The organism is Acidovorax sacchari (genome assembly GCF_042847045.1).
GTDB classification, from domain to species: domain Bacteria; phylum Pseudomonadota; class Gammaproteobacteria; order Burkholderiales; family Burkholderiaceae_C; genus Paracidovorax; species Paracidovorax sacchari.
This window is the reverse complement of the sequence record NZ_AP035783.1, coordinates 5,489,242-5,502,754: the sequence shown is the minus strand read 5'-3', so window position 1 is coordinate 5,502,754 and position 13,513 is coordinate 5,489,242. Positions and strand designations below refer to the sequence as shown.

Below are 13,513 nucleotides of genomic sequence, written 5' to 3'. Positions count from 1 at the left end.
CGCACGGTCGGGCGCGCGTCCTATAGGGCCGGACGCCCCGCCGGGCGATACTGCCGGGCACGGCTGCGCCGTGCCAGCCATGCCCTTCTTTCGCGAGCATTCCATGCCCCAGCCCCACGACGTGACCGTATCCGCATCCGACCTGCCTGCCGGCGCGGGCGCGCAGGGCCGCCACGGCAGCGGCGATGTCGCCGGGCAGCGGGCCCTGCGGACCATCGCCACGCTGGAAGCCGTCAAGGGTGTGGTCGCGCTCATGGCCGGCCTGGGCCTGCTCGGCCTGCTGCACCACGACCTGCACCACGCCGCGGTGTCCCTGATCGGGCATGTGGGCCTGAACCCGGGCGAGCGCTACCCGGAGATGCTGCTGTCCCGGCTAGATCTGCTCGCGCACGAGGATTTCCGGTGGCTGATGCTGGCCGTCACCGCCTACGCGGCCCTGCGCTTCACGGAGGCGTACGGCCTGTGGAAGGACCGGGCCTGGGGCGAGGCGCTGGGAGCGCTGTCGGGCGGCCTGTACATCCCGTTCGAGCTCTGGCATTGGCTGCACCGGCCTTCGTGGGCCGCGGCCCTGGTGATCGCGTTCAACGCGGGGGTGGTGGGCTACCTGGCCTGGCGGCTCCGGACGCGGCCCGGGCAGGCCGCGTCACCGGCCTGACACTGAAAGGCGGCATCGTGGCGGCCTCATCCGCCATCGACACGACATCCCGCATGCCTGCCGCTTTCCGCTCCGCCACGCTGGCCGCCGCTCTCGCCTTCGCCGCACTGCCGTGCGTCCATGCCGAGCCGGCCGCCTATCCCGCCACGCTCGCCGGCCACGCCGTGCTGCCGGCGCAGTCCTTCATCCCCGCGCCACCGGACGCACCGGCGGACCTGCGCACCAGCGGCAAATTCACCACCCCGCGGCGCGTGGATGCCGTGGGCACCGTCGAAGGCATGTCCGCCGGCCGGCCCACGGGTGTCTCGCTGCCGTTCCAGGGCCAGCCGCTGCAGGGCCACTCGGGCATCAAGCGCATGGCCGACGGCACCTTCTGGATCCTGACGGACAACGGTGCAGGCGCCAAGGCGAATTCGCCGGACTTCATGCTCTACCTGAACCACTACGCGGTGGACTTCAAGACCGGGCAGTTCCAGCGCCTGAAGACCGTGTTCCTGCATGATCCCGACAGGAAGGTGCCGTTCCGCATCGCCGAGGAGGGCACGAAGGAGCGCTACCTGACCGGCGCCGACTTCGATCCCGAGAGCTTCCAGTTCGCCGGCGGCGCGCTCTGGATCGGCGACGAGTTCGGCCCGTTCCTCATCAAGGCCGACCTGGACGGCAAGGTGCTGGCGGTGTTCGATACCCAGGTGGACGGCCGCGTGGTGCGCTCGCCCGACCATCCCGCCGTCACCACCGCCGCTGCGCCCGACGCCAAGGCCCCGGCCTTCGACATCAAGCGCTCGAAGGGCTTCGAGGGCATGGCTTCGAGCCCCGACGGCAGCAGGCTGTACGCGTTGCTCGAAGGCCCGGTGTGGGACGAATCCGCCAAGGCCTATGAATCCGTGGACGGCGGCCGGCAATACCTGCGCGTGCTGGAGTTCGACGTGCGGCAGGAGAAATGGACCGGCCGCCACTGGAAATACGTGCTGGAAGCCAACCAGAATGCCATCGGCGACTTCAACATGATCGGCCCCGCCATGGGCCTCGTCATCGAGCGCGACAACGGCGAGGGCACGCCCGACAAGGCCTGCCCCGAGGGCCAGAAGCGCATGGACTGCTTCCACGACGTGGCGAAGTTCAAGCGCGTGTACAAGGTGGAGCTGACCGACGCCAACGCGGGCGGCCCGCTGCGCAAGGTGGGCTACATCGACCTGCTGAACATCCAGGACCCGAAGCGCATCGCCCGCAAGCCCCTGACGGGCGGCGTGCTCGCCTTCCCGTTCTTCACCATCGAGAACGTGGACATCGTGGATGCCACGCACATCGTGGTGGGCAACGACAACAACCTGCCTTTCAGTTCCAGCCGCGAGCCCGACCGCGCCGACGACAACGAGCTGGTGCTGATCGAGGCCGGAGATCTGTTGCGAGCCCGCTGAGGGCCGGCCCGGGTGGAGGTGGGCGGGCCTGCTGTTGCGCCCTGCAACGAGGCCGGGCCGCAGTTGCGTCACAATCTCCCACGTTTGCGCCATCGTGGTGCCGGTCGTCCGACGCGGCCGGCCCGGTGGCCCGTTTGGGGAGCTTCCGTCCTTTGACCCTGTCGCCCGTTCCTCCGCAGCCACCCACGCCCGGGGGGGATGACGATCCCGTGCCTGGCAGCTATGCCCCGGTGCCGCTCGCCGTCGCGGGGCAGCGCGTGCGTGCGCTCGAGGAGCGGGAGGCGCACCTGCGCTTCGCCGCGATCGCGGGACGCATCGGCCTGTGGGAACTGGACCTGGAGACCTTCGCGCTCACCAGTTCCGAAGTGTGCCGCGAGCATTTCGGCCTGCCTGCCGAGCAGCCGCTGAGCTGGCGGGCTGTGGTGGCGTCGGTGCATCCCGAAGATGCCGCGCGCGTGCGGGCCGCCTTCGGGCACAGCATCGCGCAGCGCCAGGAGTACGCGCTCGACCACCGCATCCGGCGCGCGGACGGCCAGGTGCGCTGGCTCAAGGTGCTGGCCCAGGTGCAGGGCGGCGTCGCCGGCCGCAGCCTGCGCATCGCGGGCACGGCCCAGGACGTCACCGAACAGACGCTCGCCGAGCGCCGCACCCAGGCGCTGCTGCAGCTCGACGACAGTTTCCGCTCGCTCGAAGACCCCGCCGACATGGCCTACGCCGCCGCGCGCCTGCTGGGCGAGGCGCTCGGCGTGGGGCGCGCGGGCTACGGGGACATCGACGAGACGAACACCGTCACCATCGTGCGCGACTGGACATCCCTGGGCATGTCCACGGCCGTGGGCAGGCACCATCTTCCCCACTACGGCCGGTTCTACGAGGACCTGCTGCGCGGCCACATCGTCATCGTGAACGATGTGTCCACCGACGAGCGCACCGCCAGCCACGTGCCCGCCCTGCGGGCGGTGCAGGCGGGGGCGCTGGTCAACCTGCCGCTGATCGAGGGCGGGCGGCTCGTGGCGATGCTGTTCCTGAACCACCCGGTACCGCGGGAGTGGTCCGAGGATGAACTGGCGCTGATCCGCAGCGTGGCCCACCGCACGCGCATGGCCGTGCAGCGGCGCACCGCGGAGCAGCAGTTGCGCGTGCTGGCCGACACGCTGGAAACCAAGGTGGAAGAGCGCACGCGCGAACTGATGGCCGCCGAGGAGGCATTGCGCCAGGCCCAGAAGATGGAGGCCGTGGGGCAGCTTACCGGCGGCATCGCGCACGACTTCAACAACCTGCTGGCCGGCATCATGGCGAGCCTGGACCTGCTGCGGCTGCGCGTGTCCCAGGGGCGCGTGGCCGACATGGAGCGCTGCATCGACACGGCGCACCGCTCCGCCAAGCGGGCCGCCTCGCTCACGCACCGCCTGCTCGCGTTTTCCCGCCGCCAGACCCTGGCACCCGTCGTGGTGGACCTGAACCAGCTCGTCGCGGACCTGCTGGAGCTGGTGCAGCGCACCGTGGGGCCCGCCATCGCGGTGCGCTTCGAGCCTGCCGCAGGGCTCTGGACGGTGCGGGCCGATGCCGGGCAGATCGAGAATTCCCTGCTGAACCTGTGCATCAACGCGCGCGATGCGATGCCCCGCGGCGGCACCCTGCGCATCGCCACCGCCAACCATGCCGCCGGCCAGCCCGGCGACGGGCCGCACATGCGCCGCGCCACCGACCTGCCGCCGGGTGAGTATGTCGCGCTGTCGGTGGCCGATACCGGCGAGGGCATGGCGCCGGACGTGGCGGCACGGGCCTTCGAGCCCTTCTTCACCACCAAGCCCCTGGGGCAGGGCACCGGCCTGGGGCTGTCCATGGTCTATGGTTTCGCCCAGCAGTCGGGCGGTTCCGCCCGCATCGCTTCGACGGCCGGGCAGGGAACGACGATCACGCTCTGGCTGCCGCGCCATGCCGGCGCGGATGCAGAACTGCCAGCCGGCCCGGGCGCCGCCGCGCCGCTTTCCGGGCAGGCACGGGCGTCCGTGTCAGGGACGGGCCGCGACACGCCGGCGGTCCTGCTGGTGGATGACGAGCCTGCCGTGCGCTCCACGGTGGCGGAATCGCTGCGCGAACAGGGATACCGCGTGCTCGAGGCCGAGGACGGGCCTTCCGCGCTGGAGATGCTGCGCGAGGCCGGGCCGCTCGATCTCCTGCTCACCGACGTGGGCCTGCCCGGCGGCATGAACGGCCGCCAGGTGGCCGACGCCGGACGCGCGCTGCGCCCGGGCCTGCCCGTGCTGTTCATCACCGGCTACGCGGAGCAGGCCGTGATCGGCGAGCGCGACCTGGACCCCGGCATGGGCGTGCTCACCAAGCCTTTCGACCTGGACGTGCTCGCGGCACGCGTGGCCGCTTCCCTGGGCTCCGGCCTGCCTTCCTCCTGAGCGCCCCTGCCGGAGCGGGGCCGGGGCCCCGGTGGCACAATGCCCGGCGCTTCCCGCTTCCTTCATCCACAGAGATCCGCGCCATGTTCACAGGCATCGTCCAAGCCACCGCCACCCTTGCCGAACTGCAGGACCGCGAAGGGCTGCGCACCTTCGTGATCGAGTTTCCCCCGGGCTTCTGCGAAGGGCTCGCCATCGGCGCCAGCGTCGCGGTGGATGGCGTGTGCCTCACGGTGACGCGCCTGGTCTCGCCCACGTCGGCCGCCTTCGACGTGATGCTGCAGAGCCTGAACGTGACCACGCTGGGCGGCTATGCGGCCGGCCGGCGCGTGAACGTGGAGCGGGCGGCCCGCGACGGCGCGGAGATCGGCGGCCATCCGCTGTCGGGACACATCGATTTCGCGGCCACCCTGCAGAGCGTGCGCGATTCCGAGAACAACCGCGTGTGGCGCGTGGCGGTGCCGGCCCCGTTCCGCCGCTATGTCTTCGCCAAGGGCTACATCGCCCTGCACGGCGCCAGCCTGACCGTGGCGGAGGTGAACCGTGCCGAAGGATGGTTCGAGGTCTGGCTGATTCCCGAGACGCGCCGTGCCACGGTGTTCGAAGACCTGCGCGCGGGCGACACGCTCAACGTGGAGATCGAGCGCAGCACCCAGGTCGTGGTGGACACGGTGCGCGAGGCGGTGGAGGAAAGCCTCGGCGAGCTGCGCCCGGTGCTGGAAGCGCTGCTGCGGGAGAAGGGCCTGTCGCTGGACGACTTCGTGCGCCCTCCGGCCGCCCTGCAGCGCTGAAGCGCGGCGCGCCGCCGGCCCGCCTTCAGGCGGCTTCCTCGACCCGGTTGCGGCCCCGGTCCTTGGCCCGGTAGAGGGCGGTGTCCGCTTCCGAAAGCAGGTGGTCCAGCACCAGGCCGTGTCGCTGGGAGACGGCCACGCCGACGCTGGCCGTGAGCCGGAAGTGCTCACCCGAGGGCAGGACGACCGGCGCCGTCTCGATGGCGTGGCGCAGGCGCTCGGCGCAGGCTGCGCCCTCGCGGCCCGCGCAGGGGCCGAGCAGCACCACGAATTCCTCGCCTCCATACCGTGCCACGAGGTCGCCCGGGCGCAGGGTGTTGCGCACCGCGCGTGCCACGGCCCGCAGCGCCTCGTCCCCGGCGGCATGCCCCGCGCGGTCGTTGAAGCTCTTGAACAGGTCCACGTCCAGCAGCATCAGGGCGACGTCGAAGCGCTGCTGCCGAGCCTGCGCGACGCGTTCGCGCGCCGCCGCGAAAAACGCGCGCCGGTTGGGCAGCCCCGTGAGGAAATCGGTGAGCGATTGCTCGCGCAGCTGCGCGATGAGGCCGTCGCGCTCGCGCTCGAGCACCTGCCGGGCCTGCGTGTGCTCCTGCAATGCCCGCACGGCGCCGATCACCGCGGCGATCTCGTCGTTGGCCGCGGGCCGGGGCAGCGGGGCGTCCAGGCGGTTGCGGGCCAGATCCTGCAGGGCCTGGGTCGTCTGGGCCAGGGGGCGCAGCACGCGGGCGTGCAGCACGGCCAGCGTGCCCGCGAGGATGGCCCAGAGCAGGACCGATGCGCCCACCACCTCCACGAGGCTGTGCAGGGCGCGCTCCCGGGCGGCGAGCGCGTCGGCCTGCAGCCGCGCCATCAGCCGGTCGCGCAGTGCCACCACCTTGCCCAGTTCGGGCACATAGCGCTCCGCGAACTGCGCGGTGGTGATGCCATAGCGCCCGTCCTGCTCGCCGGCCGCCAGCACGGGCGCGACGATGTCCCGCGCCGCATGGCCGAAGTAGCCGCTGTCCACGGCTTCCCAGGCCTGGGCGATGTCGGGCGGGGCGTCCTGGCGGGCCAGGCGCTGCTCCAGCAGGAACTGCAGCGCCATGATGCGTCCGCGGGTCTGTTCGATGGCATTGCGTTCTTCGGCCGTGAACGGCCGCTGCTTCGCCAGCGCGGCGGTGAAGTGCGATCCGAGCAGGCCCGCGTGCTCGCGCAGCTCCGCCGTGATGCGAAGCACCTGCGTGTCGCCGTCCATGGAAGGCTGGGCCGTCCGCACGGCCTGGATCAGGGCGCTGTTGACCGGCGCGAGCTGCGGCACGATGGCCACCAGGCCATAGACGCTGGCGCGCACGGCCTCGGGCGTGCGCAGGGCATGGGGGAGGGCGATGACCCTGTCGGCCGCCGCCCGTGCGCGGGCGAGTGCCTGTGCGGTGTCGTCCGCTCCGGCCAGCAGGGCGTCCATGTGCGGCACCTGCGTCCGTGCGGCCAGCATGGCGCGCAGCTGCGCCATGGCCTGGTCGGTGTTTTCCCGCGCCTGCGCCAGGGCGGCGACGGCCTGCGGATCGGGCGTTCCATCGGGTGCGCCGAGGCGTGCGTTCGTCGGGCCACGCTCGCGCGACACCCGCTCGGTCGCCACCAGGCCCAGGCCGAGGTCCGCGAGCGCGCGCGATCCGGCGTCTGCCGCGCGCCACGAGCGCCATTGCCCCCAGCTGGCATGCGCGGCCAGCAGGGCCGTCACGGTGGCCAGCACGATGCCGATGAGGCGCAGGAAATGGTTCAGGGACATGAAGGCACGTGGCCGCCACCGGCCCGGGCCCACCCGCCCGCCGGAGCACTGATCGCGTTGTGATGTACTGTCTGCACTCTATTACATACGGTGCCTCTCCACGGCCGGGTTGCCTCCCGAACCCGACCGGAACACATGGATTCATGCGCTCTCCTGCCGATCCGACCGCCACGCCCGCCCCTTCCACGGTTCCCGCGCCGCTCATACGCCGATTGGGCGTGCAGGACCTGCCCGGCCTGCTCGCAGTGCAGCGGGCCTGCTATGGGGAGGGATTCCTCGAAAGTGCCGACGTTTTCGCGCGGCGGCTGTCCAGTCCCGTGAACTGTTCGCTGGTCGCCGGGGCGCCCGGCTCCGTGCAGGCCTACCTGGCCGCCTACCGCACCGTGCGGGGCAAGGTGACCGCGCTGCACGGTGATTTCGAGACCCCGGACGGACCGCCCGACACGCTCTACCTGCACGACATGGCCGTGCTGCCGGAATGTGCAGGGCGCGGACTGGCCCGCGCGCTGCTGGAGACCCTGTGGCACGAAGCCCGCGTTGCCGGGCTGCGGCACACCGCCCTCGTCTCGGTGCAGGGCTCGCGTGCCTACTGGGAGCGCCAGGGCTATGCGGCGCGCGAGCCTGCATCGGCCGAGGCGCACGAACATCTGGCGGGTTATGGCGTGCAGGCGGTGTACATGGAGCGCCTGCTGTAGGCAGGGGGCATGCCCCCTGCCTGCTCAGGGGGTCACGGGCGCGTGGCGCGGAACCTCCGGCTCGTGGATCTCGTGGATCTCGACACTCGACGGTACCGGTACCGGTGCCGGTGCCGCGCCCATGAACCGCTCCCGCAGCCACTCCATTGCGTTGTGCCCGATGCCGCGCAGCGCCTGGGAGAGTTCCGCGGGCCGCATCGACTGCAGTCCCGCGTACATCTTTTCCAGGCCCGCGCCGGCCAGGTGGCCCACCGGTCCGGGAATGGAAACGTTGAGCAGGGCCATGGCCGCTGCCCCCGCCAGCATGCCGGTGGTGTTCTTCTCGATGAAATCGTCCGCGGCGTGGTTGGCCGTCAGCACCGCGATCATCACGAGGCTGAGCCCCGCGAACGACTTGAACTCGTCGAGCGCATCGCGGCGCGTGACGTTGGGATTGCGGGCGTTGGCGACCATCAGGGCCACGGTGAACGCCGCGTCGGACGCCAGATCCACCATCCCGATCTGGTCGGGGTACATCAGGCCGGTCGTGGTCGCGCAGACGGCACCGGTGAAGGCCGCCAGGGCGTATTTCGCGATGCGTTCGGCTTTCTCGGCTTCCTGCTGGGCTTCGTTGGCGGCCGAGGCGGCCTGCTCGGGCAGGCCCGCGGGGTGCAGCACGCGCTCCAGGTCGGTGGCGATGGACAGGAATGCATCCGCGACCAGCGTCAGCTGCTTGCTGGTGACCGGGCTGAGCTCCTTGCCGTCGCCCTGGGCCAGGAAGCTGGCCTTGGCGTCGGTGACGGCCCTCTGGTCGGCGCGGGCCAGGTCCAGCGCCTGCGAGAGGGCGGTGCGCGCCTGGACGGCGGCTTCGCGGGCGGCCTGCACGGCCTCGTCCGAGCCTTCGGTGGCCGGCTCCCGGGGCGTGTCAGGGAACATGGTCGCCTCCTGCAGGCGGGTGCCCACCTCCGCGAGCTCCGGGTCCGGCACGCCGTGGCGCATGCGGTTGGCGATCTCCCGCGTCTCCTTGCCCAGGAACCCGAGGAACAGCGCCGCGGTGGACACCATGCCGGCGCCCACGTTGAAGGCAGGGTGACTGTTGAGCTTTTGCAGCTGCGGCACGAACGTGGGCAACGCGAAGATCACCGCCTGCACCACGTTGATGTAGTGGCGCGACATGAAATGGTCCATGGCGCTGTGCCAGTTCGCCCCCGTGGGCGAGCGTGCCGAGCCGATCGCCATCAGGGCGGTCTTGGCGTAGAGGCCCGCCAGTTCGGCCTCGAACTGGTTCTGGTGGCCGCGGAAGGCGACGGCGACAGGCAGGACGGGCAGCAGCGCGTTCATGCCGAGATAGACCGCGGCGCGGCGTGCCAGCGGCTGCTCGGTCTCCAGCGCCTCCAGCGTGGAATCCAGGTGCGCGAGCCGCCCCTCGAATCGCGTCTGGAGCTCGTCGGGGACGTCCCGCGCCAGCAACTGCGTACGCAGCGCCTGCGCGGCGTTCCGCAGTTCCGGCAGCGTGCTGCCAGCGGGAAGCACGCCGCGCTCCGGGTCTGCGCGGCCCTTGAACTCCTGCATGAATTCCGCGTCGTCGCCGCGCATCACGGCCGTTCGGGCGTCGACCATGCTCCCCATGGTCTTGAGGAATTGCCCCAGGCGCTGCCGCGTCCCGGCGGGGCCGGGCGGGGGGCCGCCCGCGTCCTCCGGAGCGATCTCCGCGAGCCGGGCCGGGCTCCCGGCCGCAGACGCGGCCGAGGCCTCGGATGGCGAGGGTGGCACTGGCAGGGGGGCGCGTGGCGGCGTGGCGCCGCCTTCGGTGCGGCCGGGCCGCTGGGCCGGGGAGGGCATCCCCGCCGGCAACCGGGCGCGCAAGGATTCACGCGGCGGACTGGCCGGGGACGCGGCTGCGTCCGGCGGGGATGCGGGCCGCTGCGCGGCTGCAGTGGAAACGGAGGAACTGTTGATCGCAGACATTGGATTTATCGGGAAAAATAAACCGGAGTCTGGAGGGCGGAAAACCTTCTGTAAGCAGGTGCGCGAATGCGTGCCCGCAGGCGCGAAGCCGGTGGCGGCGGGCCGACATGCCGGTGCGCCCGGCTCAGGAGGCGGTGGCCTGTGCGGTGATCCAGTCGCGAAAGCCGCGCAGCGCCGGGTCCACCAGCACTTCGGGCCGGTGCACCAGCCGGTAGGCCAGCGGCGTTGCCAGCGCGGCCGACCGCACGGCCACGAGCGCGCGCGCCGCGATCTCCTGCGCCACGAAGCCCTGCCGCGCCAGGGCGAAGCCCCGGCCTGCCAGGGCAGCCTCGATCGAGCCGTTGGAGTGCGTGAACACCACGCCCTGGTTGCAGTCCACGCCCAAGGCCCCGTTCGCCTCGCACCAGAGCCGCCAGTCGCCACGGTGCCCGTCGTGCAGCAGCCGGGCGCCGGTGATGTCGGTGACGCGGGGCACGCGCCGGGGCGCGATCAGGCGCGGGCTGCAGACCGGCACCAGGTCGTCGGCCACCAGCACCTCGGCCTGCAGCCCCGGTGCCACGCCCAGGCCATGGCGTACCGCGAAATGGATGTCTTCGGACGCCAGATCGACCACGCGGTCGCTGGTGCTCACGTGCACATCGACGTCCGGTGCCAGGCGCGAGAAATCCTCCAGCCGCGGCACCAGCCACTGCACCGCGAAGCCGGCGGTGCAGCTGAGCCGCACCACGCGCCGCTGCCCCAGCGCCTGCAGGCGTGCCGTGGCGTGGCCGACGAGTGCCAGCGCCTCGGCGCAGGCCGCAAGGTAGTCGCGTCCCGCCGGGGTGAGCGCGAGCCCGCGCGGCAGCCGCTCGAACAGCGCGCAGCCCAGGAAGCCTTCCAGCCGGCGCAGCTGCTGCGATACCGCGCCCGGTGTCACGTGCAGTTCCGCGGCGGCGGCGCGCACGCTCAGGTGGCGGGCCGCCGCTTCGAAGAAGCGCACGGAAACGAGGGGAGGCAGGCGCATGACTGTTCACTTCAGCTAAACGGTACGAGAGGATAAATCGTTTGCCTGCACTGCAACCTCCTGCCGAGAATGACCCCGCGGCTGCACTGCGGCCGTACTCCTTGTCCATACAACCTGCCAGGATTGCGTTCCGCCATGTCTTCCGCCAGCCTGCTGCGCCTTTTCCTGCTCGCCGCCCTGTGGGGCGGGAGCTTTCTTTTCACCCGTTACACCGTCCCGGCGCTGGGTGCCGTGCCCACGGCTTTCGGGCGCGTGCTGCTCGCCGCCCTGGGGCTGATGGCGCTGGTGGTGTTGACGCGGCAGCGCCTGGCGTTCCGGGGGCGCCAGGGGGCGGTGCTCGTGCTCGGGGTGGTCAACTCGGGCATTCCGTTCTGCATGTTCGCGCTGGCCGCGCGGGTGCTGCCCGCCGGCTACAGCGCGATGCTGAACGCCACCACGCCGCTCATGGGTGTGCTCATCGGCGCTGCGGCCTTCGGCGAGCGCATCACCGGCGCGGGCGCCGCGGGCGTGCTGCTCGGCATGGCCGGCGTGGCGGTGCTGGCCCAGGCCGGGCCGGTCGCCCTCACCATGCCGGTCGCGGCGGGCATCGCGGCGTGCCTGGCGGCCACGGCCTGCTACGGCCTCGCGGGCTTCCTGACGCGCCGCTGGATCACCGCACGCGGCGGGCTGGACAGCCGCCTGGTCGCGCTGGGCAGCCAGTGGGGCGCCGTGCTGGCGCTGGCGCCGTGGGCGGCATGGCAGGCCTGGAACCAGCCGGGCCTTGCAAGCCAGTGGTCCACGGCGCCCGTGCAGGTCTGGGCGGCGCTGCTGGCCATGGGGCTGCTCTGCACCGCCTGGGCCTACGTGCTGTATTTCCGGCTGATCGCGGACGTGGGGCCGCTCAAGGCGCTCTCCGTGACGTTCCTGGTGCCGGCGTTCGGCGTGGCCTGGGGCTGGCTGCTGCTGGACGAAACCGTGACCGTTGCGCACGCCGCGGGCGGCGCCTTGATCGCGGTGGCGCTCTGGCTGGTGCTGCGGCCGGCACCCGCGCGGCCCTGACGGGGCCGTGCCGGGACTGGCTCGCTCCGCCGCCGTATGGTCATAATGCGCGCCATGCCCAACCGCTGGAAACCCAACGTCACCGTGGCCGCCGTCATCGAGCAGGGAGGCCGCTTCCTCCTCGTGGAAGAGGACACGGCCGACGGGCTGCGGCTCAACAATCCCGCCGGGCATCTCGACCCAGGGGAGTCGCCCGAACAGGCCTGCGTGCGCGAGGTGCTGGAAGAAACGGCCTACGACTTCACCGCCACCGCGCTGGTCGGGATCTACCTCAACCGTTTCACGCGCACCCGCACGGGCGACGACATCACCTACCTGCGGTTCGCCTTCACGGGCACGCTGGGCGCGCACCACGCCTGGCGCTCGCTCGACGACGGCATCGTGCGCACCGTGTGGATGACGCCCGATGAACTGCGCTCCTGCGCCGACCGCCACCGCAGCCCGCTGGTGATGCGCTGCATCGAGGACTACCTCGCCGGGCAGCGGCATCCGGTGGACATGATCCACACCGACGCGAGCGTGCTGCGCGGGAGCTGAAGCGGCAGCAGTCGCGTGGACGGCCTGCGGGCAGCAGGCCTTTGGCGCGCGCCGCGAGCAGGCCCCCCGCCCGAAAAATACAATCCCGGGGATGAAAGCCTCCCCCAAGCAGCGCATCGTCGTCGGACTCTCCGGCGGCGTGGATTCCGCGGTGACCGCCCACCTCCTGAAGCAGCAGGGCCACGAAGTCGTGGGCATCTTCATGAAGAACTGGGAGGACGACGACGACAGCGAGTACTGTTCCTCCAACGTCGATTTCGTCGATGCCGCGGCCGTGGCCGACGTGATCGGCATCGAGATCGAGCACGTCAACTTCGCGGCCGAGTACAAGGACCGCGTGTTCGCCGAGTTCCTGCGCGAGTACGAGGCCGGCCGCACGCCCAACCCCGACGTGCTCTGCAATGCCGAGATCAAGTTCAAGGCCTTCCTGGACCACGCCATGCGCGTGGGCGCGGAAAAGATCGCCACCGGCCATTACGCCCGCGTGCGCCACAACCCTGCCACGGGCCTGCACGAGTTGCTCAAGGGGCTGGACCCGGCCAAGGACCAGAGCTATTTCCTGCACCGCCTGAACCAGGCGCAGCTCTCGCGCACGCTGTTTCCCGTGGGCGAGCTGCGCAAGACCGAGGTGCGACGCATCGCGGAAGAGATCGGCCTGCCCAACGCGAAGAAGAAGGACTCCACCGGCATCTGCTTCATCGGCGAGCGGCCGTTCCGCGAATTCCTGAACCGCTACATCCAGCACGCGCCGGGCCCGATCCTGGATGACCGGGGGCGCAGGCTGGGGCAGCACGTGGGTCTCTCGTTCTACACGCTGGGCCAGCGCCAGGGCCTGGGCATCGGCGGCGTGAAGGACAAAGGCGCGCAGCGCGGCGGCGGCGAGCACGCGCCCTGGTTCGTCGCGCGCAAGGAGGTCGAGCGCAACGTGCTGCGCGTGGTGCAGGGGCACGACCACCCCTGGCTGCTCTCGCACACGCTGCAGGCCACTGACGCGAGCTGGGTGGCGGGCCGGCCGCCGGCCGCTGGCGCCTGTGCGGCCAAGACGCGCTACCGCCAGCAGGATGCGGCCTGCAGCGTCACGCAGGCGGAGGGGGGGGATTTCGCGCTCTCATTTCCCGAGGCGCAATGGGCGGTGACGCCGGGGCAGAGTGCGGTGCTGTACGACGGCGAAGTGTGCCTGGGAGGCGGGGTGATCACGGCGGCCGGGCCTGCGAACGGCGCGGCTTAGCGCAAGACGCCGGGCCGGGACC

At 71.5% G+C, this 13,513-nt stretch carries 11 protein-coding genes; 8 read left to right on the top strand and 3 right to left on the bottom strand.

The window, feature by feature from the left end:
- Positions 1-103 precede the first annotated feature (103 nt).
- From ACGHC0_RS24420 to ACGHC0_RS24405, 4 genes are all read left to right on the top strand, one after another.
- The gene (locus ACGHC0_RS24420; protein WP_368353376.1) at positions 104-655 is read left to right on the top strand and encodes a DUF2127 domain-containing protein; all 552 of its coding nucleotides are present in this window, start codon (positions 104-106) and stop codon (positions 653-655) included.
- 53 nt (positions 656-708) lie between these two features.
- Positions 709-2,073 carry an esterase-like activity of phytase family protein gene (locus ACGHC0_RS24415; protein ID WP_415267026.1) on the top strand — a complete coding sequence of 455 codons (1,365 nt, stop codon included), beginning with the start codon at positions 709-711 and terminating at the stop codon, positions 2,071-2,073.
- 152 nt (positions 2,074-2,225) lie between these two features.
- Positions 2,226-4,487, top strand: a complete 2,262-nt coding sequence (locus tag ACGHC0_RS24410; RefSeq protein WP_415267025.1) for a response regulator — start codon at positions 2,226-2,228, stop codon at positions 4,485-4,487.
- Between the two features lie 83 nt (positions 4,488-4,570).
- The gene (locus ACGHC0_RS24405; RefSeq protein ID WP_368353373.1) at positions 4,571-5,278 is read left to right on the top strand and encodes a riboflavin synthase subunit alpha; all 708 of its coding nucleotides are present in this window, start codon (positions 4,571-4,573) and stop codon (positions 5,276-5,278) included.
- A gap of 25 nt (positions 5,279-5,303) precedes the next feature.
- Here ACGHC0_RS24405 and ACGHC0_RS24400 read toward each other — a convergent pair whose 3' ends face one another.
- Positions 5,304-7,043 (bottom strand): sensor domain-containing diguanylate cyclase, encoded by a 1,740-nt coding sequence (locus ACGHC0_RS24400; protein WP_368353372.1) that lies wholly within the window; start codon positions 7,041-7,043, stop codon positions 5,304-5,306.
- A gap of 143 nt (positions 7,044-7,186) precedes the next feature.
- On the opposite strand from ACGHC0_RS24400, the gene ACGHC0_RS24395 reads away from it, so the two are divergent.
- Positions 7,187-7,738, top strand: a complete 552-nt coding sequence (locus tag ACGHC0_RS24395) for a GNAT family N-acetyltransferase (RefSeq protein ID WP_415267024.1) — start codon at positions 7,187-7,189, stop codon at positions 7,736-7,738.
- A gap of 24 nt (positions 7,739-7,762) precedes the next feature.
- Here the strand turns inward: ACGHC0_RS24395 and ACGHC0_RS24390 are convergent, their stop codons facing one another.
- Positions 7,763-9,337, bottom strand: a complete 1,575-nt coding sequence (locus ACGHC0_RS24390) for a hypothetical protein (protein ID WP_415267023.1) — start codon at positions 9,335-9,337, stop codon at positions 7,763-7,765.
- 472 nt (positions 9,338-9,809) lie between these two features.
- Positions 9,810-10,688 carry a LysR substrate-binding domain-containing protein gene (locus ACGHC0_RS24385; RefSeq protein ID WP_368353369.1) on the bottom strand — a complete coding sequence of 293 codons (879 nt, stop codon included), beginning with the start codon at positions 10,686-10,688 and terminating at the stop codon, positions 9,810-9,812.
- Positions 10,689-10,823: 135 nt separating this feature from the next.
- On the opposite strand from ACGHC0_RS24385, the gene ACGHC0_RS24380 reads away from it, so the two are divergent.
- The 3 genes from ACGHC0_RS24380 to mnmA all read left to right on the top strand — a co-directional run bounded on the left by ACGHC0_RS24380 (position 10,824) and on the right by mnmA (position 13,491).
- The gene (locus ACGHC0_RS24380) at positions 10,824-11,726 is read left to right on the top strand and encodes a DMT family transporter (protein WP_368353368.1); all 903 of its coding nucleotides are present in this window, start codon (positions 10,824-10,826) and stop codon (positions 11,724-11,726) included.
- Between the two features lie 54 nt (positions 11,727-11,780).
- Complete coding sequence (locus ACGHC0_RS24375) at positions 11,781-12,263, top strand: NUDIX hydrolase (RefSeq protein ID WP_041828331.1); 483 nt, start codon at positions 11,781-11,783, stop codon at positions 12,261-12,263.
- Positions 12,264-12,354: 91 nt separating this feature from the next.
- On the top strand, positions 12,355-13,491 hold the full coding sequence (gene mnmA, locus ACGHC0_RS24370) for a tRNA 2-thiouridine(34) synthase MnmA (RefSeq protein WP_415267022.1): 1,137 nt from the start codon (positions 12,355-12,357) through the stop codon (positions 13,489-13,491).
- The last annotated feature ends 22 nt before the right edge of the window (positions 13,492-13,513 follow it).

What these genes read in the sequence shown, in the direction of transcription:
- ACGHC0_RS24420 (WP_368353376.1), top strand. Translation starts at nt 104, where the DNA reads ATGCCCCAGCCCCACGACGTGACCGTATCCGCATCCGACCTGCCTGCC.
- ACGHC0_RS24415 (WP_415267026.1), top strand. Translation starts at nt 709, where the DNA reads ATGCCTGCCGCTTTCCGCTCCGCCACGCTGGCCGCCGCTCTCGCCTTC.
- ACGHC0_RS24405 (WP_368353373.1), top strand. Translation starts at nt 4,571, where the DNA reads ATGTTCACAGGCATCGTCCAAGCCACCGCCACCCTTGCCGAACTGCAG.
- ACGHC0_RS24400 (WP_368353372.1), bottom strand. Translation starts at nt 7,043, where the DNA reads ATGTCCCTGAACCATTTCCTGCGCCTCATCGGCATCGTGCTGGCCACC.
- ACGHC0_RS24395 (WP_415267024.1), top strand. Translation starts at nt 7,187, where the DNA reads ATGCGCTCTCCTGCCGATCCGACCGCCACGCCCGCCCCTTCCACGGTT.
- ACGHC0_RS24390 (WP_415267023.1), bottom strand. Translation starts at nt 9,337, where the DNA reads ATGGTCGACGCCCGAACGGCCGTGATGCGCGGCGACGACGCGGAATTC.
- ACGHC0_RS24385 (WP_368353369.1), bottom strand. Translation starts at nt 10,688, where the DNA reads ATGCGCCTGCCTCCCCTCGTTTCCGTGCGCTTCTTCGAAGCGGCGGCC.
- ACGHC0_RS24380 (WP_368353368.1), top strand. Translation starts at nt 10,824, where the DNA reads ATGTCTTCCGCCAGCCTGCTGCGCCTTTTCCTGCTCGCCGCCCTGTGG.
- ACGHC0_RS24375 (WP_041828331.1), top strand. Translation starts at nt 11,781, where the DNA reads ATGCCCAACCGCTGGAAACCCAACGTCACCGTGGCCGCCGTCATCGAG.
- mnmA (WP_415267022.1), top strand. Translation starts at nt 12,355, where the DNA reads ATGAAAGCCTCCCCCAAGCAGCGCATCGTCGTCGGACTCTCCGGCGGC.